This is a genomic window from Micromonospora cathayae, assembly GCF_028993575.1.
GTDB lineage: Bacteria > Actinomycetota > Actinomycetes > Mycobacteriales > Micromonosporaceae > Micromonospora > Micromonospora cathayae.
The window spans coordinates 5,294,770-5,312,983 of record NZ_CP118615.1 but is presented as its reverse complement, the minus strand read 5'-3'; the positions used below and the strand labels follow the sequence as shown (position 1 = coordinate 5,312,983).

Below are 18,214 nucleotides of genomic sequence, written 5' to 3'. Positions count from 1 at the left end.
CTCGGTCCGGTTGAGCTGCACGCGGATTGAATCCTGGATCCAACAAGGAGCATATCAGTGAACAGTGATGAGGTCGCCCACCGCGTCGCCGGTCTGACCTTCGACACGATCCCCGCGTCGGCCCGCCAGCGGGCCCGGGAACGGTTGCGGGACACCATCGGCACCGCCCTCGGCGGTAGCCGTACCAGCGCCGCCCGGAACGCGCACCGGGCGATGGCCGCCGACCTCGGCGGATTCCACGCCCTCGCCCCCGGCGCGCCCGCCCGCACCGCCACCGCCGCCGCGTTCGTCAGCGCCGTCGCGGCCAGCGCCCTCGACTACGACGACGGGCACTACCTCGGTGGGGCCATCCACCCGTCGTCGGTCGTCGTACCGGCGGTGCTGGTGGCCGCGTCCGACCGGCCGGTACCGTTCGCCGACCTGCTCGCCGCGCAGGTCGCCGGGTTCGAGGTGGCGGTCCGGGTCGCCCACCTGCTCTGGCCCCGGTACGACACCGCCCGCTGGTTCTGCACCGGCACCGCCGGCGCGGTCGGCGCGGCGGCGGCCGCCGCGAAGGTACGCGGCGGCGACGCCGACACCATCCGCCGGGCCATGCTGGTCGCCTGGGCGCACGCCCCCACCGCCGCGTTGCAGTGGCCCACCGTGAAGGAGGCGATCGGCTGGTCGGCGGCGACCGGCGTGACCGCCGCCCGGCTGGCCGAGAACGGCTGGATGGCCACGCCGGACGGAGCCGCCGTGCCGCCCGCCCCGGCCATCTTCCCGCCCACCCCGCTGGAGGAGCCGCACGCCGTCGACGACCCGTTCGTCGCGTCGCTGGGCGAGGTCTTCGAGATCGAACGTTCCTACCTGAAGCCCTACTCGGCCTGCCGGTACACCCACACCGCGGTGGACGCGCTGCGCGCGCTGACCGCCGACGGGCTGCGCCCGGAGCACGTCCGGTCGATCCGCGTCGCCACCCACCGGTGGGCCACCTTCCTCACCCACCACCGCCCGCCGTCTCTCGAACACGCCCAGTACAGCTACCCGTTCGTGCTCGCCGCCGCCACCGTCGACGGCACGGCCGGTCCGGACCAGATCGCCGAACACCGGCTCACCGATCCGGCCATCCTGGACCTGGCCGCCCGGATCGAGGTCGTCCACGACCCGGCCCTCGACGCCCACCTGCCGCAGCACTACGGCACCACCGTCGAGGTCACCCTCACCGGTGGCGGCACCCTGCGTCCGGAACCCCGGCTGGTCGCCCGGGGCGACCCCGCCGACCCGCTCGACGAGGCCGAACTCGCGGCGAAGTTCACCGCCCTGGTGGCCCCGGTGTCCGCCGACGGCGGGGACGAACTCCGGCAGGCCCTCGCCGCCGACAGCGACAGCGCGACGCTGTGGCAGGCGGTCGCCCGCACCGGAGGTGACGCGTGAACCGGTACCGGTTCGCGGTGGTCGGCGCCGGCCCCGCCGGGGCCTACACCACCAGCGCCCTGCTCACCGGCACCGCCGCCGCCGGGGTGCCGGCCCAGGTCGACCTGCTGGACCGGCTGCCCACCCCGTGGGGGCTGGTCCGCTCCGGCGTGGCCCCCGACCACCCGCAGACCAGATCGGTGACCCGGGTCTTCGAACGCGTCGTCGACCACCCCGACGCGCGGTTCCTCGGCGGGATCGAGATCGGCCGCGACCTCACCCACCACGACCTGCTGGAACTGTACGACGCGGTGGTCTACGCCACCGGCGCGCCGGACGACCGGCCGCTCGCCGTCCCCGGCGCTGAGCCGCCTGTCGCCGTCCCCGGCGTCGACCTGCCCCGCGCCGTCCCCGGCGTCGACCTGCCCCGCGCCGTCCCCGGCGTCGACCTGCCCCGCGCCGTCCCCGGCGTCGACCTGCCCGGAAGTCTGGCCGCCGGCCGGTTCGTCCGGTGGTACAACGGCCACCCGGACGCCGCCGACGAACGGATCGTGCTGGACCACCACCGCGCGGTGGTGGTCGGCAACGGCAATGTGGCCCTCGACTGCGCCCGGCTGCTGGTCCGCGACCCGACCGAACTGGCCCGGACCGACATCGCCGACCCGGCGCTGGCCGCGTTCACCGACAGCCGGATCCGCGAGGTGGTCGTCCTCGGTCGCCGGCACCCCGCCCGGGCCGCGTTCACCCTTCCCGAACTCGCCGAACTCGGCCGGCTGACCGGCGTCGACGTGGTCGTCGACGCGCCGGACCTGGCCGGCGACGGCCCGGTCCTCGACGCGCTGCGCGACCTCGCCGCCCGTCCGGTGCACCCCGGCCGGCGGCGGCTCGTCCTCCGGTTCCAGGTCTCCCCGGTCGCGCTGGTCGGTGAGCGCCGGGTGACCGCGCTCGACCTGGTGCACAACGACATCGTCGACGGACGGGTGCAGCCCACCGGGCGCACCGAACGGCTCGACTGCGGGCTCGTCGTACACGCCGTCGGCTTCCGGGGCCGCCCGCTGCCCGGCGTACCGTTCGACGAGCGGCACGGGCACGTGGCGCACACCGCCGGTCGGGTCGCCCCGCGCGTCTACGTGGCAGGCTGGGCGAAGCGTGGGCCGTCCGGCGTGGTCGGCACCAACCGCAAGTGCGCCACCGAGACCGTCGCCGGAGTGCTCGCCGACCTCGCCGACGGCACGCTGCGCGCCGGTGGGCACGACCCGGACAAGACCCTGGCCCAGCTCCGGGACCGGTGCCCCGACCTGGTCACCCTGGACGGCTGGCGGCGGATCGACGCCGCCGAGCTGGCCGCCGGGGCCGCCCAGGGCCGACCCCGGGTCCGGTTCACCACCACCGCTGCGCTGCTCGCCGCCGCGCGCGGGCCCGGCTCCGCACCGGACCCGTCGCCCCGCCGACGGTAGCGGCCGGTGCGGCCAGCGTCCCGCCCGGTCTCCTCGCGGCCGTCGTCGGGCCGACGCGAAGGCGCCGGCGCGGGGCGGTCGTCGGGCCCGACGGGATGACCTGCGCCGGCCCGGGGCCGGTCGTCGTCCGGTCAGTCGGAACCCCGGGCGGCCCGTTCCCGGTCGGCGGCGGCGTCGGCCGAGCCCACCGGGACCCCGGGGCCGTCCCGGGTCGCCCCGGACAGGTCGACGTCGGCGCCCGCGCGGGCGGCGTCGGCCGCCGCGTCGTCCGCGCCGACGATCTCGCCGCCGGTCTCCGCGCTGCCGTCGTCCCCGGTGAGCCGGCCGGCCGCCGCCAGCCCCAGTCCGGTGTACCTCGGGTCGGTCATGGTGTCCTCCTCCACGTCGGGGCGTCCCCCGTGGAGGTACCCAGCCGCCCGCGCTCCACACCGTCCGCGCGGCGCGGCCGGGTCCGGACCGGGTGGACGGCACGGCCGGGTCCCGGACCGGGTGGACGGCACACCGTCACGGATCAGCGTCGGTCACTCACCGACCGCGGTGAACCGGAACTCCCGGCCGTTGTACACGTGCACCGACTGCGGCTCCGACACGTCGACCTCCACACCCGGCAGCGCGGCCACCGCACGCTGGCGGGCCTCGTCGGACAGGTAGGTCCGGCTCAGGTCGAGCCGGCGCAGGTGGGTCAGCGGCTGCCCGGCCAGCAGGGCGTCCAGCCCCTCGTCGGTGAGCACGCCCATCGACAGGTCGAGCACCGTCAGCCGGCCGACCACCGGCGCGGCGGCGACCGCCGACATCGTCGGGTCCGCGATCTCGCTGTTGGCCAACGCCAGGTGCCGCAGCGCCGGCAGCCCCGCGCCGGCCAGCACCGGCCCCAGGTCCCCGACGGTGGCGTCGCCGCCGTACTCCTGCCGGCCCAGCCAGCAGTCCAGCCGCTCCAGCGCCGGCAGGTCGCTCTCGCCCACCGCCCGGACCACCTGCCCCGGCAGCCCGCCGGACTCGAACCGCAGCTCCCGCAGGCCGGCGTGCCGTACCGGCTCCAGCCGTAGCCCGGTGCCGCCGCGCACCCACAGCACCTCCAAGGTCGGGTAGCCGGTCAGCAGTCCGGTGATGTCGCCGTGGGTCAGCCAGGAGATCTCGCACTCCTCACTGACCAGGTCGGCGAGGAACACCGCGCGCAGCCCGGTCCACTCGGCGGCGGCGTCCACCAGCAACCCGACCGGCAGCGGCGAATCGTACGCACAGCCCCACTCGCCGACCACCAGCGCCCGTACCGCCGCGCCGGGCACCTCCTTGCGGAACGTCGCGACCAGCTCGGCGAACTCCTCGGGGTCGGCCTCGAAGTCCTCCACCGCCAGCCGCCAGGCCACCGCCGCCGGATCCTCGGGCAGGGCCATCCCCGGGGTGTACGGCAGCACCGGCAGCCCGGCGAACGACGACGCGTGCGATCTGATCACGACAATGAACCTCCGGTCGAGTGGGGTGGCGCGGCGCGACGCTAGCAGCCCCGACCGACAGGGAGGATCACCCACCGGCCGGCGCGCGGTTCCCGGCCGGAACCTGACGGACCGGACCCGGGGTGTCGGCGGCGCCGGCTCAGCCGGGGGCGAGGTAGTAGAACCGGCGGTACCCGAGCAGCATCCCCTCGTCGGTGAGGGTGAAGACGTCGACGAAGTCGACGCCGTCGCGGTGGTCGCGCCGGCCGGTCGACGGCGCGGTCCACCGGCCGGTCACCGCCACCGCGTCACCGTCGGCGATGACCTTGTAGATCTGGTGCCGGGACGGCGGACCCGCGACCTGGGCGTGCGTCCGCAGCACCTCGGCGCGACCACAGCCCAGGGCCAGGTCCGGACGCCGTACCTGCACGTGCTCGTCCAGCAGCGAGCCGTACGCGTCGATGTCGCCGATGTCGAGGTAGTGGTACGACAGTCGAACGTGGTCGACGCCGGCTGCGGTGACGGCCGCGCTGCGCGTCCGTAAACCCCCGTGGCTGCTCATCCGGTCGGCTCCTCTGCCTGGTCCCCGTCGCCCCACTCCTGTGGTGCTGCGAGAACTGTCGGGCAGGCGGTCAACTCCGGCCTATCACGGCGCTTTCCCGGGCCGTTGAGCTGCGGCTCACCGGGAACAGGGCAGGCGGTGTCCCGGCGGCGGTGCGGGCCGGGCGTCCCCTGAACTGGATCATCCCGGGGCCTGATCGCGCAACCTACGGACGGGTGAAAGTGATGGTCATCGTGCTGGTGGACAGGGTATGCCCCGATGATGTGTTCTTGTCGCGAGAACGACCCCTCTCACGAACAGCTGTCGGCTCTGGAGACTCATGCCCGACTCGATCCTCACCAGAACAGTCGCCCCGACCGGGATCGCCTTCCGGGTGCTGGGACCCCTGCAGGTGGAGGGACCGACCGGGCCGATCCGGATCCCGCCGGGCCGGCAGGAGACCATTCTCGCCTGCCTGCTGATGGAGGCGGGCCGGGTGGTGGGCACCGACCGGCTGCTCGACCTGATCTGGAGCGAGGAACCGCCCGACACCGCCCGCACCCAGATCCAGATCTGTGTGTCCCGGATCCGCAAGAGTCTCGCCGAGGCCCAGGTCGCGGCGTCGGTGGTGTCCCGCGCCCCGGGTTACCTGCTGCGCACCGAGGACGACGCGGTGGACCTGCACGTGTTCAACCGGCAGGTGATGGCGTCCCGGGTGCTGGTCAAGGAGGGCCGGGTCGCCGAGGCGGCCGAGACGCTGCGGGCCGCGGTGGCGCTGTGGCGCGGCCCGTGCCTGGCCGGCATCCCGAGCGAGGCGCTGCGCACCCGGGGGCTGCGGCTGGACGAGGACCGGCTGACCGCCATCGAGACGTACCTCGAACTGGAGCTGGGTCTCGGGCGCAGCCACGAGCTGGTCGGCGAGATCAGCCGGTTGCTGCACGAGTACCCGCTGCGGGAGCGGCTGCGCGGGCAGCTGATGCTGGCGCTGCACCGGTCGGGCCGGCAGGCCGAGGCGCTGGACGTGTACCGGGCCGGCCGGCAGCTGCTCGCCGACGAGCTGGGGCTGGAGCCGGGGGAGGAGCTGCGCCAGCTGGAGAACGCCATCCTCGCCGGCGATCCCGGCCTGTACGCCCCCGGTGGTGCCCCGCACCGGCCGGAGCCGGTCCGGGTCCGCCCGGCGGTCGTCGGGCCCGCCCCGGCCACCCCGTACGGCGAGGAGAAGCCGCACCAGCTGCCGGCCGACACGGCGGACTTCGTCGCGCGGGAGCCGCTGCTGCGCCGGGTCGAGGCGGCGCTGCTCGGCGGGGACGGCCAGCGAGCGCTCGGCCTGGTGGTGATCGGCGGCAAGCCCGGCATCGGCAAGAGCGCCCTGGCCACCCACGTCGCGCACCGGCTGGGCGGCGAACGGTTCCCCGACGGTCAGCTCTACTGTGACCTGCGGGGGGCCGGCGCGGAGCCGGTCAGCGCGACGGACGTGCTCGGCCGGTTCCTGCGGGCGTTGGGCATTCCCGGCCCGGTGATCCCGGACGGCACGGACGAACGCGCCGAGATGTACCGGACGCTGCTGGCGTCCCGCCGGATGCTGGTGGTGCTCGACGACGCCGCCAGTGAACGGCAGATCAACCCGCTGCTGCCCGGCAGCAGCAGTTGCGCCGTGCTGGTGACCAGCCGGTCCCGGCTGACCGCGCTGCCCGGCGCGCAGCGGGTCGAGCTGGACGTGCTCGACCAGGAGCAGGCGCTGGAGCTGCTGGGCCGGGTGGTCGGCGACGAGCGGGTGGGCCGGGAGCCGGAGGCCGCGGCGGCGCTGGTGCGGACCGTCGGCGGGCTGCCGTTGGCGTTGCGGATCGTGGCCGCCCGGCTGGCCGCCCGGCCGCACTGGACGCTGGCGTCGATGGTGCACCGGCTGGCCAACGAGCGGCACCGCCTCGACGAGCTGGCGCACGGCGAGATGACCATGCGGGCCAGTCTGTCGCTGACCCATGACGGGCTCAACCGGGCGGACCGTCGGCTGCTGCGGTTGTTCAGTCTGGCCGAGGGGCCGACGGTGCCGGGCTGGATCGCCGGCGCGCTGCTCGACGACCACCGTCCGTTCCCGTCGGACCTGGTGGAACCGCTGGTCGACGTGCAGATGCTGGACGCCGTCGCGGTGGAACGCACCGGTGAGTTCCGGTACCGGTTCCACGAGGTGATCCGGCTGTTCGCCCGGGAGCAGCTGACCCTGCACGACAGCCCGGCCGTGCAGCTCGCGGCGACGGAACGGATGGTCGGCGGTTGGCTGGCGATCGCCGAGAAGGCGCACGCCCGGGTGTACGGCGGGGACTACACGGTGCTGCGCGGCACCGGGCCGCGGTGGCAGCCGCCGGAGAGCTACGTCGACCGGCTGCTGGTCGACCCGGTCGAGTGGCTCGACGGCGAGCAGGCCAACCTCTGCCTCGCCGTGGAGCAGGCCGCCCAGGCCGGGCTGGACGAACTCTGCTGGGACCTGACCACCACGCTGGTGACGCTGTTCGAGTCGCGCGGCTACTTCGACCTGTGGGAGCGGACGCACCGGCGGGCGCTGGAGGCGACCCGGGCGAACGACAACCGGCGGGGCACCGCGGCGGTGCTCAGCTCGCTGGGCACCATGCACATCAGCCGGCAGCAGCCGGAGGAGGCGCGGCAGGCGCTCGGCGCGGCCCGGGAGATCTTCGACGAGCTGGGTGACGTGCACGGGTTGGCGCTGTGCCGCCGGGACCTGGCCCTGCTCGACCGGCAGATCGGCGAGGACGACCGGGCCCTGGTGCTCTACGAGCACGCCGCGCGGGACTTCGAGAAGGTCGGTGACGTGGTGGGCCGGGCCACCGTGCTGACCCAGAGCGCGTACATCTGGATGCGGCGCGGGCACAGCGCGGTCGCGCACGCGCAACTGGAGGAGGCGCTGAGCGTCTTCCGGACGGTCGGCTACGCCCACGGCGAGGCGCACGCCCTGCGCCGGGCGGGCCAGGTGCTGTTACAGCGGGGTGAGCACGCGCAGGCGGAGCAGACGTTGACCGGTGTGCTGGAGATGGTGCGCCGCAGCCGCGACATCATCGGCGAGGGGCACCTGCTGCGCAACCTCGGCGAGGTGCACGCGGCCACCGGCCGGTACGAGCAGGCGCGGGACGCCTTCGAGCGGGCGCTGGCGGTGCGGGAGCAGATCATGGACCACGGCGGGGCGGCGGTGGTCCGGCTGGATCTGGCCCGGCTGCTGGTCCGGTTCGGTGCCGGGGCCGAGGCGGGGGCGCTGCTGGAGCAGGCCGGCGCGACCTTCGCGGCGCGGGGGATGCGGCACGAGCTGCGGGAGGCGGAGCGGCTGCTGGGGGAGCTCGCCACGCGGCGTCCGTCCGCCCCCTGACCGTCGGGTCGGGTCAGTCCCAGGGGTTGTTGTCGAGGGTGCTGGTGCTCGGGCTCGGGCTGGGCGAGACCACCGCGGCCGGGGTGCCGGTGCCGCCCGGCGTGGGGGTCTCGTCGGCCTGGGCGGCCGTCGCGCCGAGGGCGATGAGGCCGGCGGTGCCGGCGGCGAGGGCGGCGAGCTTGACGGCGGTGGCGATGCGTCCCATGTCGACTCCTTGGTGGTGTTTCCCGGTGGCGATGACAGGAACGCTATCGACGGCGGGAATCCCGGCCTTATCTCAAGGTTTATCTCGGCGCTATCACCCTTATCCCGGCTCCGGCCGCCGCCATCACCGGGCCCGGCCGGAGCCCGGCGTACGGTCGCCGGACCGGCTCTGAGCTGCGGCGATGCCGTGCTTGGGCGGATGATGCCGGGCCGATAGCGGAGCCCGGAGCATGGTGCGAGACGAGGGAATCCCACCCATGGGATTTGTGCAGGCTTTCCCCACCGGGTGCCTTCCCCCGTCTCCGCACCGCGCAGAAGTGGAGACCGATCATGACCATCGAGGTAGCCGCCGCCGAGGACGTTCCGCAGTTCGGGCTGCTGGTGCGTCAGCACCGCATGCGAATCGGGCTGACCCAGCGGGAACTGGCGGACTTCTCCACGGTCAGCGTCCGGGCCATCCGCGACCTGGAACAGGGACGGGCCCGCCGGCCCCGGCAGGACACCGTACGGCTGATCGCCGACGGCCTGCGGCTGGGCCTGCGGGCCCGCGCCGACCTGGAGACCGCCGCCAACCAGGGCCGGACGAGCTGGGCGGTGAAGGCCGGCTACGAGGCCGACCCGCCCGCCCCGCCGATCGCCACCGACGTGCTGCTCGGCCGGGAGGCCGAGACGAGCGTCCTCGTCGACGAACTGGCCTCCGGGGCGGAACGACTGGTCACCGTGGTCGGAGTGGCCGGGGTCGGCCGGACCCGCCTCGCCCTGGAGGTGGCGACCCGCCTGCACACCGCCGACCGCACCCCGGTGCTCTGGTGCCCGGTCACCGAACTCCCGGCCGCACCCCGCCCCGGCGGGGACCGGCTCACCACCCTGGTCCGCGCCTGCGTCGGCCAGCTCCTCGGCACCGGTGCCGAGGACGACGACCTCGCCGCCCTCGTGGAGACCGTCGCCGACCGGCCGCCGCTGCTGGTGGTGGACGGGGTCACCGACGCCGACCCACGACCGGACCGCTTCGCCCGACTGCTGCGCGACTGCCCCGGGCTGCGCATCCTGGTCACCGCCGACCGCCCGCTCGACCTGCCCGGCGAACGGTCCTTCCTGCTCACCCCGCTGGCCGGGCCCGAACCGGGCGACCCCGTCGACCGGACGACGCTCGAACAGGCCCCGGCCACCCGGCTCTTCCTGGACCGGGCCCGACGCGTCCGGCCCGACCTGCGGCTCACCGACACCGACGCGCCCCTGGTCGCCGACGTCTGCCGCCGGCTCGACGGCCTTCCGCTCGCCCTCCAGGCGGCGGCGTCCTGGCTGGTCGTCTACAACGTCCCGACCCTGCACCAGTGTCTGCACGGCGACCCGGCCGACCTGCTGCACCACCTGGCCGGGGCCGAGGGCGGCATCCGGCTGCGCGAGGCCCTCGACCGCCGCCTCGCCGCGCTGCCCGCCGCCGACCGCGACCTGTTCGCCGCGCTCTGCGCCCGGGACGACGGTTTCGGGCTGCCCGACGTGATGGCGCTGACCGGCCGCAGCCTGCCCGACAGTGGACGGACCGTCCGTGACCTGGTGCTGCACGGGCTGGTCCGGCCCAGCTACGAGGCGGGCCAGTCACGGTTCCGGATCCTGCACCTGGTCCGCGCCGCCCAGCTCTGCGCCCCGGCGGCCGTCCCGGCCTGAACCCCCGGCGCAACTGCTGCGCGGGTGCCGGAACAACTGCCGCACCCCGGCGTACCCCGCCGGTTGAATGACTGCACACCGATCAGGAAGCGGCCCGACGGGGACACCAGTGGACCGCCTGACCACGATACGAGGAGGACGACCCTTGTCGGCGAATGTCGAACACCCGATCACCACCAGGACGGCCGTCATCGCCGGCCTCGGCGCGTACGTCCCCGAGCGGGTGGTGAAGAACGATGAGATCGCCGAGCGGCTCGGCGTCACCACCGACTGGATCCGCGACCGTACCGGCATCGAGCAGCGGTTCATTCTCGAACCGGCGGGAGCCACCTCCGACCTCGCCGTCGAGGCGGGCAAGCGGGCCCTCGACTCCTGCGGCCACCCGGAGATCGATTTCCTGATCCTGGCGACCTGCACCCCGGACCACCCGTTCCCGGCCACCGCCCCGGCGGTCGCCGCCCGACTGGGCCTGCCGAACATCGCCGCCTTCGACCTGAACGCGGCCTGCTCCGGGTTCGTGTACGCGCTGTCGGTCGCCGCCGGCATGCTCGCCTCGGGCTACCGCACCGGGCTGGTCATCGGCGCGGACGCCATTTCCACCATCCTCGACAACTCCGACCAGATCACCGCCCCGATCTTCGGTGACGGCGCCGGCGCGGTGGTCGTCCGGGCCGGCGGCCCCGACGAGCCGGGCAGCCTCACCGCCCGGCTGCTGGGCAGCGACGGCAACCTGCTGGACATCATGAAGACCCCGGCCGGTGGGTCCCGCCAGCGTTCCGCCGGGGTCGGCACCGACGCCGCGGACAGCTACTTCACGATGGCCGGCCGGTCGGTCTACAAGCACGCCATCGACCGGATGAGCCGGGCGTCCACGGCGGTGCTGGCGCAGGTCGGCTGGACGGTCGACGACGTCGACTGGCTGGTCGCGCACCAGGCGAACCGGCGCATCCTGACCGCCACCGCCGAGGCGATCGGCATCGCGCCCGAACGGGCCGTCATCAACGTGGACCGGGTCGCCAACACCTCCGCCGCGTCGATCCCGCTCGCCTTCGTCGACGCCATGGAGGCCGGCATGTTCACCCCCGGGGACCGGGTGCTGCTGGCGGCGTTCGGTGGCGGCGCGACCTGGGCCGCCGCCGCCCTCACCTGGCCCGAGCTGACCCTTCCCGCCCCGCACCCGGTGGCGTAGACCCACCCGCCGCAGACGGGCGGACACCCACCGGCCGTCCGACGTCCCACCGCCGAGGCGGTGGGAGATCACCAACCACCGAATCACCTCAGGGGCGGCACTCGTCGAGTGCCCACCGAAGATGGGAGAAGCGTCATGATCAACACACTGGAGAAGGTCAACGAGATCGTCCTGGAGCAGGTGCCGGACCTGACCGTCCAGCTCGGCCCGACGCACCGGCTCAACCAGGACCTCGGCATCGACTCGCTCACCTTCGTCGACATCCTGGTCAAGGTCGAGAAGATCTTCGGCATCGAGATCACCGACGACGAGCTCGGCACCGTGCAGAGCGTCCAGGACATCCTGGAGCTCATCCAGCGGAAGCAGTGACCGCGCCCTCCGTACCGCCGCTGTCCTCCCGCGGCTCCGCCGCCGGCCCACCGCGTACCTCTTCGTACCCCTGAGGACCCGCGGTGGGCCGCTGACGCCTGTCCGTCCGCTCCGATCCGCCGCCCGCGTCCCAGATGAGGGGTCCACCATGTCCGATCCGACGAACCACGCCCGGCCCCTCAACGCCGCCCAACTCGGCGTCTGGTACGCGCAGCGGATCGATCCGGACAATCCGGTCCACAACATGGGTGGCTACCTGGAGATCCACGGCCCGCTGGACGGCCCGGCCGCACTGGCCACCATCACCGCGCTGGTCGCCGAGGACGAGACCCTGCGCCTGCGGTTCACCGAGATCGACGGCGTCCCGGTGCAGTACGTCGGCCCGGCCCCGGACTTCACCCCCCGGATCCGCGACCTCAGCACCGAGGCCGACCCGCGCGCCACGGCGGTCCGCCTGATGCACGAGGACATGGCCCAGGCCCCCGACCTGGAACACGACCGGCTGTTCCACCACGAGATCTTCCGGCTCGGCCCGGCCCACCATCTCTGGTACAACCGGGCCCACCACCTCATCCACGACGGCTACACCTCCACCGTGATCCGCCGCCGGGGGGCCGAGCTGTACACCGCGCTGGTCGAGGGCCGTCCCGCCACCGGCGCGCCGCTCGGCTCGTTCACCGCCATGCGCGACGAGCAGGACCGGTACGCCGGTTCCCGCGCCCAGCAGCGCGACGCCGCGTACTGGCGGAAACTGATGGCCGACGCCGCCTACCCGGCCGGCCCGCTGTCGCCGGAGAAGCCCGCCAACCGGGTCACCCGACAGGTCTCCCGTCTCGACACCGACGGGTTCGACCGGCTGCGCCGGTTCGCCGAGCGTGCCGGGGTGACCTGGCAGCAGGCCCTGATCACCGCCGCCGTGGTGCACCGGCACCTGTGGTCCGGCGACGACGACGTGCTGCTCAGCCTTCCGGTGCCCGGCCGGCTCAGCCCGGCGGCCGTCGGCGCGCCCGGGATGATGGCGAACATCCTGCCGCTGCGCTGCCGGATCGATCCCACCGAGACCGCCGAGGCCCTCGCCGCCCGGGTCGCCAAGCAGACCCTGCGCGCCCAGTGGCACCAGCGGTACGACTCCGCCGACCTGCTGCACGACCTGGACTGGCCCACCGACGGCCGCCGCGAGTTCGGGCCGGTGGTCAACATCGTGGCCGGCGACGAGCACGACCACTTCGCCGGCCTGCCGGCCCTGCACCACCTCATCTCCACCGGCGGCACCGTCGAGGACCTGGCCCTCACCGTCACCCACCACCCCGACGGCGGCCTGCGGGTCGACGTCAGCGTGGACACCGCCCACCGCCACGCCGTCGACCTCGACGCCTACCAGCACACCTTCCACCGGACGCTGGCCGCGATGACCGCCCGGCCCGGCCGGCCGGTCGCCGGGATCGATCCCCTCGACCCGGCCGACCGGGACCGCGTCCTGCACGACTGGAACGCGACGGCGGTACCGGTGCCGGACGTGTCGTTGGGTGAGTTGTTCGCGTCCCGGGTGGCCGAGGCTCCGGATGCGGTGGCGGTGGTGGGTGAGGGGGTGTCGTTGTCGTATCGGGAGGTGGATGCGCGGGCGAACCGGTTGGCGCGGCATCTTGTCTCCCGTGGGGTGCGGCGTGGTGATGTGGTGGGGGTGTTGTTGGAGCGGGGTGTCGATTTCGCGGTTGCCTTGTTGGCGGTGGTGAAGACCGGTGCCGGGTACTCGGTACTGGACCCGGAGTTCCCGGACGAACGGCTGCACCGGGTGCTCGACGAGACCGGCGCGCCGGCGGTGGTGACCCGGGCGACGCTCGCCGGGCGGCTCGCCGCCGGACCGGTGGTGGTGGCGGTCGACACGGACGCCGAGGCCATCGCCGGGTGCGCGGACTCCCCGCTGGCGGTGGCCGTGGACCCGGGTGATGTGGCGTGTGTGATGTTCACGTCGGGGTCGACGGGTGTGCCGAAGGGTGTGGTGTCGTCGCATCGGGCGTTGGTGGGTTCGGTGGTGGGTCAGGGGTATGCGTCGTTCGGTGCGGGGGAGGTGTTCTTGCAGTGTTCGCCGGTGTCGTGGGATGCGTTCTCGTTGGAGTTCTGGGGTGCGTTGGTGTTCGGTGGCACGACGGTGTTGCAGTCGGGTCAGCGTCCGGAGCCGGGGTTGATCGCGTCGTTGGTGGCCGAGCACGGGGTGTCGATGCTGCAGTTGTCGTCGGGTTTGTTCAATCTGTTGGTGGATGAGTATCCGCAGGTGTTCGACGGGGTGCGGGTGGCGTTCACGGGTGGTGAGCCGGCGTCGGTGGGTCATGTGGCGCGGATCGTGGGTCGGTGTCCGGGGTTGCGGGTGGCGAACGGGTACGGTCCGGCGGAGTCGATGGGCTTCACCACCACGTACGACATTCCGGCCGACATCAGCGGAGCGTCCGTTCCGGTGGGTGGGCCGGTCGCGAACAAGCGGGCCTACGTGCTGGACCGGCGGCTGCGGCCGGTGCCGGTCGGGGTGGTCGGTGAGGTGTACCTGGCCGGGATCGGTCTCGCGCACGGTTACCTGAAGCGGCCGGGGTTGACGGCGGAGCGGTTCGTGGCGGATCCGTTCGGTGGTCCGGGTGAGCGGCTGTACCGCACCGGTGACCTGGCGAGGTGGACGGCCGACGGGGTGTTGGAGTTCGTCGGTCGGGTCGACGGTCAGGTCAAGGTACGCGGTTTCCGGGTCGAGCCGGGCGAGATCGAAGCGGCGTTGCTGACACACGACCTGGTGGCGCAGGCGGCGGTGCTCGCGGGTGCGGACCCGACCGGCACGATGCGCCTGGTCGGGTACGTGGTCGCGGAATCCGGTACGCCGGTCGACGGTCAGGATGTGCGGTCGTGGTTGCGGCAGCGGTTGCCGGAGCACATGGTGCCGTCGGCGGTGGTGGTGTTGGAGCGGATGCCGTTGACGGCGAACGGGAAGCTCGACCGGCGGGCGTTGCCGGAGCCGGAGTTCACCGCCACCGCCGGCACCGGCCGGCCGGCCCGGGACGCCCGGGAGGAGATCCTGTGCGGCCTGTACGCCGAGGTCCTCGGTTTGCCGGCGGTGAGCATCGACGACGACTTCTTCGACCTGGGCGGGCACTCCCTGCTGGCCGCGCGCCTCGCCTCCCGGGCCCGCACCGTCCTGGGCGTCGAGTTGTCCATCCGGGACATCTTCCAGGCGCCCACCATCGCCACCCTCACCGAACACCTCGCCACCACCGGCCGCGCCCGGCCGCGCCCCGCCGTCACCGCCGCGCCGCGCGGCGAGCGCATCCCCCTGTCGTACGCGCAACGGCGGCTCTGGCTCGTCGACTCCCTGCACGGTGGGGGCAGCGCCGCCTACAACGTCCCGCTCGCCGTCCGGCTCACCGGTGACCTGGACGTGCCCGCCCTGGAACTCGCCCTGACCGACCTCACCGCACGGCACGAGGTGCTGCGGACCGTCGTCACCACCGTCGACGGCGAACCGTACCAGCGGATCCTCGACCCGGCCCCGGTCACCGTCGACCACCGGCGGACCAGCCCGGACGACCTCGACCGGCAGCTCGCCGAGGCCGCCGGCCACGTCTTCGACCTGAGCGCCGCACCACCGCTGCGGGTCACCCTCCTCGACCTCGGCGACGACGACCGGGTACTGCTGATCCTGCTGCACCACATCGCCACCGACGGCCAGTCCCTACGGCCGCTCTTCGCCGACCTGGCGACCGCGTACGCCGCCCGCCGCGCCGGCCGCGCCCCCGACTGGGCTCCGCTGCCCGTCCAGTACGCCGACTACACCCTCTGGCAGCGCGCCATGCTCGGCGACCCGACCGACCCGGACAGCGTGCACGCCACCGACCTCGCCTTCTGGCGGGACACCCTCGCCGGCATCCCCGAGGAACTCGGCCTGCCGCTGGACCGGCCCCGGCCGGCGACCGCCGACCACCGGGGCGGCGCGGTGCCGGTACGGATCGAACCCGACCTGGCCCGCCGGATCGGCGCGCTGGCCCGCCAGCAGCGGTGCACCCCGTTCATGGTGCTCCAGGCCGCCCTCGCGCTGACCCTGACCCGGTTCGGCGCCGGCACCGACGTACCGATCGGCACCCCGGTCGCCGGCCGCTCCGACGAGGCCCTCGACGCCCTGGTGGGCTTCTTCGTCAACACCCTCGTGCTGCGGACCGACACCTCCGGGAACCCGTCCTTCGCGGACCTGCTGGGCCGGGTACGCGCCACCGACCTGGACGCCTTCGCCCACCAGGAACTGCCGTTCGACCTGCTGCTGGAGGCCCTCAACCCGGTCCGCACCCTCGCCCGGCACCCGCTGTTCCAGGTCTGCCTGGCGCTGGACGACGCCGCCGACGGCACGTTCCGGCTGCCCGGCCTGCGGGTCGGCCGGGGTGGCGTGGTGGACACCGGCACCGCCAAGTTCGACCTCGAGTTCCTGCTCCGGGACGAGGGGGACGCCGGCATCGGTGGGGCGCTGCTGTACCGGGCCGCGATCCTCGACCGGTCCACCGTCGAACGCCTGCTCGCCGCCCTGCTCCGGGTCTTGGCCCAGGCCACCGCCGACCCGGAGCTGCCCGTCGACACCATCGACGCCCTCGACGCCGCCGAGCACCGGGCAGTCGTCCACGACTGGAACGCGACCGCTGTCGCGGTGCCGGATCTGCCGCTGCACGTGTTGTTCGCCGCGCGGGTGGCGGAGGCTCCGGACGCGGTGGCGGTGGTGGGTGACGGGGTGCGGTTGTCGTACCGGGAGGTGGATGCGCGGGCGAACCGGTTGGCCCGGCATCTGGTGTCGTGTGGGGTGCGGCGTGGTGATGTGGTGGGGGTGTTGTTGGAGCGGGGTGTGGACTTCGCGGTTGCCTTGTTGGCGGTGGTGAAGAGCGGTGCCGGGTACTCGGTGCTGGACCCGGAGTTCCCGGACGAGCGACTGGGTTGGGTGCTCGCCGAGACGCGGGCCGCCGCGCTGGTGTCCCGGTCCACGCTGGCGTCCCGGGTCTCCGCGACCTGTCCCGTGGTGCGGGTGGACGCCGACGCCGACACGATCGCCGCGCACCCTGACACCGACCTGGACGTCCGGGTCGACGCGGGTGATGTGGCGTGTGTGATGTTCACGTCGGGGTCGACGGGTGTGCCGAAGGGTGTGGTGTCGTCGCATCGGGCGTTGGTGGGTTCGGTGGTGGGTCAGGGGTATGCGTCGTTCGGTGCGGGGGAGGTGTTCTTGCAGTGTTCGCCGGTGTCGTGGGATGCGTTCTCGTTGGAGTTCTGGGGTGCGTTGGTGTTCGGGGGTTGCACGGTGTTGCAGTCGGGTCAGCGTCCGGAGCCGGGGTTGATCGCGTCGTTGGTGGCCGAGCATCGGGTGTCGATGCTGCAGTTGTCGTCGGGTTTGTTCAATCTGTTGGTGGATGAGTATCCGCAGGTGTTCGACGGGGTGCGGGTGGCGTTCACGGGTGGTGAGCCGGCGTCGGTGGGTCATGTGGCGAAGGCGTTGGCGTTGTATCCGGATCTGCGGGTGGCGAACGGGTACGGTCCGGCGGAGTCGATGGGCTTCACCACCACCTACGACGTCCCCGAAGACCTGACCGGCGCGTCGGTGCCCGTCGGCCGGGCGGTCGCCAACAAACGCGCGTACCTGCTCGACGACCGGCTCCGCCCGGTCCCGGTGGGCGTCGTCGGTGAGGTGTACCTGGCCGGGATCGGCCTCGCCCACGGGTACCTGAACCGACCCGGCCTGACCGCGGAGCGGTTCGTGGCGGATCCGTTCGGTGGTCCGGGTGAGCGCCTGTACCGCACCGGTGACCTGGCGAGGTGGACGGCCGACGGGGTGTTGGAGTTCGTCGGTCGGGTCGACGGCCAGGTCAAGGTACGCGGTTTCCGGGTCGAGCCGGGCGAGATCGAAGCCGCGCTACTGTCACACGACCTGGTGGCGCAGGCGGCGGTGCTCGCCGGCCCGGACCCGACCGGCACCATGCGCCTGGTCGGCTACCTGGTGCCCGAGGCGGGACAGGCCCTGAACGGCCAGGACGTACGGTCGTGGTTGCGGCAGCGGTTGCCGGAGCACATGGTGCCGTCGGCGGTGGTGGTGTTGGAGCGGATGCCGTTGACGGCGAACGGGAAGCTCGACCGGCGGGCGTTGCCGGAGCCGGAGTTCACCGCCACCGCCGGCACCGGCCGGCCGGCCCGGGACGCCCGGGAGGAGATCCTGTGCGGCCTGTACGCCGAGGTCCTCGGTTTGCCGGCGGTCAGCATCGACGACGACTTCTTCGACCTGGGCGGGCACTCCCTGCTCGCCGCCCGCCTCGCCTCCCGGGCCCGCACCGTGCTCGGCGTCGAGCTGTCCATCCGGGACATCTTCCAGGCCCCCACCATCGCCACCCTCACCGGGCAGCTCCCGGCCGCCGCACCGACCAGGGCCCGGCCGGTGCTGCGCCGCCGCACCGACGCGGGGAACCGGCTGCCCACCGGCGGCCCCACCCCGTGACCGGATCCAGCGGCGGTACCAGGCACAACCTGCCCCGCGTACTGCCGCTCCACCACCCGGAACGCCGATAGCCTCGAAACACGAATGGGACC

Annotated in this window: 11 protein-coding genes; 7 read left to right on the top strand and 4 right to left on the bottom strand. The window is 73.6% G+C overall.

Annotated elements, in window-relative coordinates; all coding sequences use genetic code 11:
• The first annotated feature begins 57 nt into the window (after positions 1-57).
• Positions 58-1,413, top strand: coding sequence for an MmgE/PrpD family protein (locus PVK37_RS23715; RefSeq protein WP_275029966.1), 1,356 nt, complete (start codon positions 58-60; stop codon positions 1,411-1,413).
• The gene (locus tag PVK37_RS23710) at positions 1,410-2,849 is read left to right on the top strand and encodes a ferredoxin--NADP reductase domain-containing protein (protein WP_275029964.1); all 1,440 of its coding nucleotides are present in this window, start codon (positions 1,410-1,412) and stop codon (positions 2,847-2,849) included. Before PVK37_RS23715 ends, PVK37_RS23710 begins: the two co-directional genes overlap by 4 nt.
• A 131-nt stretch (positions 2,850-2,980) precedes the next feature.
• Here the strand turns inward: PVK37_RS23710 and PVK37_RS23705 are convergent, their stop codons facing one another.
• From PVK37_RS23705 to PVK37_RS23695, 3 genes are all read right to left on the bottom strand, one after another.
• Entirely contained in the window at positions 2,981-3,217 is a 237-nt protein-coding gene (locus PVK37_RS23705; protein WP_275029963.1) for a hypothetical protein, read from the bottom strand.
• A gap of 153 nt (positions 3,218-3,370) precedes the next feature.
• The gene (locus PVK37_RS23700; protein ID WP_275029962.1) at positions 3,371-4,303 is read right to left on the bottom strand and encodes an STM4015 family protein; all 933 of its coding nucleotides are present in this window, start codon (positions 4,301-4,303) and stop codon (positions 3,371-3,373) included.
• Between the two features lie 139 nt (positions 4,304-4,442).
• Positions 4,443-4,844, bottom strand: a complete 402-nt coding sequence (locus PVK37_RS23695) for a nuclear transport factor 2 family protein (protein ID WP_275029960.1) — start codon at positions 4,842-4,844, stop codon at positions 4,443-4,445.
• A gap of 319 nt (positions 4,845-5,163) precedes the next feature.
• Between PVK37_RS23695 and PVK37_RS23690 the strand changes: the two genes are divergently transcribed.
• Positions 5,164-8,196, top strand: coding sequence for an AfsR/SARP family transcriptional regulator (locus tag PVK37_RS23690; protein WP_275029958.1), 3,033 nt, complete (start codon positions 5,164-5,166; stop codon positions 8,194-8,196).
• A gap of 13 nt (positions 8,197-8,209) precedes the next feature.
• Here PVK37_RS23690 and PVK37_RS23685 read toward each other — a convergent pair whose 3' ends face one another.
• Entirely contained in the window at positions 8,210-8,401 is a 192-nt protein-coding gene (locus tag PVK37_RS23685) for a hypothetical protein (RefSeq protein ID WP_275029957.1), read from the bottom strand.
• Positions 8,402-8,730: 329 nt separating this feature from the next.
• Between PVK37_RS23685 and PVK37_RS23680 the strand changes: the two genes are divergently transcribed.
• The 4 genes from PVK37_RS23680 (at position 8,731) to PVK37_RS23665 (ending at position 18,122) form a co-directional block, all read left to right on the top strand.
• Positions 8,731-10,068 (top strand): helix-turn-helix domain-containing protein, encoded by a 1,338-nt coding sequence (locus tag PVK37_RS23680; RefSeq protein WP_275029955.1) that lies wholly within the window; start codon positions 8,731-8,733, stop codon positions 10,066-10,068.
• A 145-nt stretch (positions 10,069-10,213) separates the two neighbouring features.
• Complete coding sequence (locus PVK37_RS23675) at positions 10,214-11,257, top strand: beta-ketoacyl-ACP synthase III (RefSeq protein WP_275029953.1); 1,044 nt, start codon at positions 10,214-10,216, stop codon at positions 11,255-11,257.
• A gap of 135 nt (positions 11,258-11,392) precedes the next feature.
• Complete coding sequence (locus tag PVK37_RS23670) at positions 11,393-11,626, top strand: acyl carrier protein (RefSeq protein ID WP_275029952.1); 234 nt, start codon at positions 11,393-11,395, stop codon at positions 11,624-11,626.
• 148 nt (positions 11,627-11,774) lie between these two features.
• A complete protein-coding gene (locus PVK37_RS23665; RefSeq protein ID WP_275029950.1) occupies positions 11,775-18,122 on the top strand; it encodes a non-ribosomal peptide synthetase in 6,348 nt (2,115 codons plus the stop codon).
• The last annotated feature ends 92 nt before the right edge of the window (positions 18,123-18,214 follow it).

Excerpts from the sequence above, each read along its gene's own strand:
- PVK37_RS23705 (WP_275029963.1), bottom strand. The coding sequence starts at position 3,217 with ATGACCGACCCGAGGTACACCGGACTGGGGCTGGCGGCGGCCGGCCGG.
- PVK37_RS23695 (WP_275029960.1), bottom strand. The coding sequence starts at position 4,844 with ATGAGCAGCCACGGGGGTTTACGGACGCGCAGCGCGGCCGTCACCGCA.
- PVK37_RS23690 (WP_275029958.1), top strand. The coding sequence starts at position 5,164 with ATGCCCGACTCGATCCTCACCAGAACAGTCGCCCCGACCGGGATCGCC.
- PVK37_RS23685 (WP_275029957.1), bottom strand. The coding sequence starts at position 8,401 with ATGGGACGCATCGCCACCGCCGTCAAGCTCGCCGCCCTCGCCGCCGGC.
- PVK37_RS23680 (WP_275029955.1), top strand. The coding sequence starts at position 8,731 with ATGACCATCGAGGTAGCCGCCGCCGAGGACGTTCCGCAGTTCGGGCTG.
- PVK37_RS23670 (WP_275029952.1), top strand. The coding sequence starts at position 11,393 with ATGATCAACACACTGGAGAAGGTCAACGAGATCGTCCTGGAGCAGGTG.
- PVK37_RS23665 (WP_275029950.1), top strand. The coding sequence starts at position 11,775 with ATGTCCGATCCGACGAACCACGCCCGGCCCCTCAACGCCGCCCAACTC.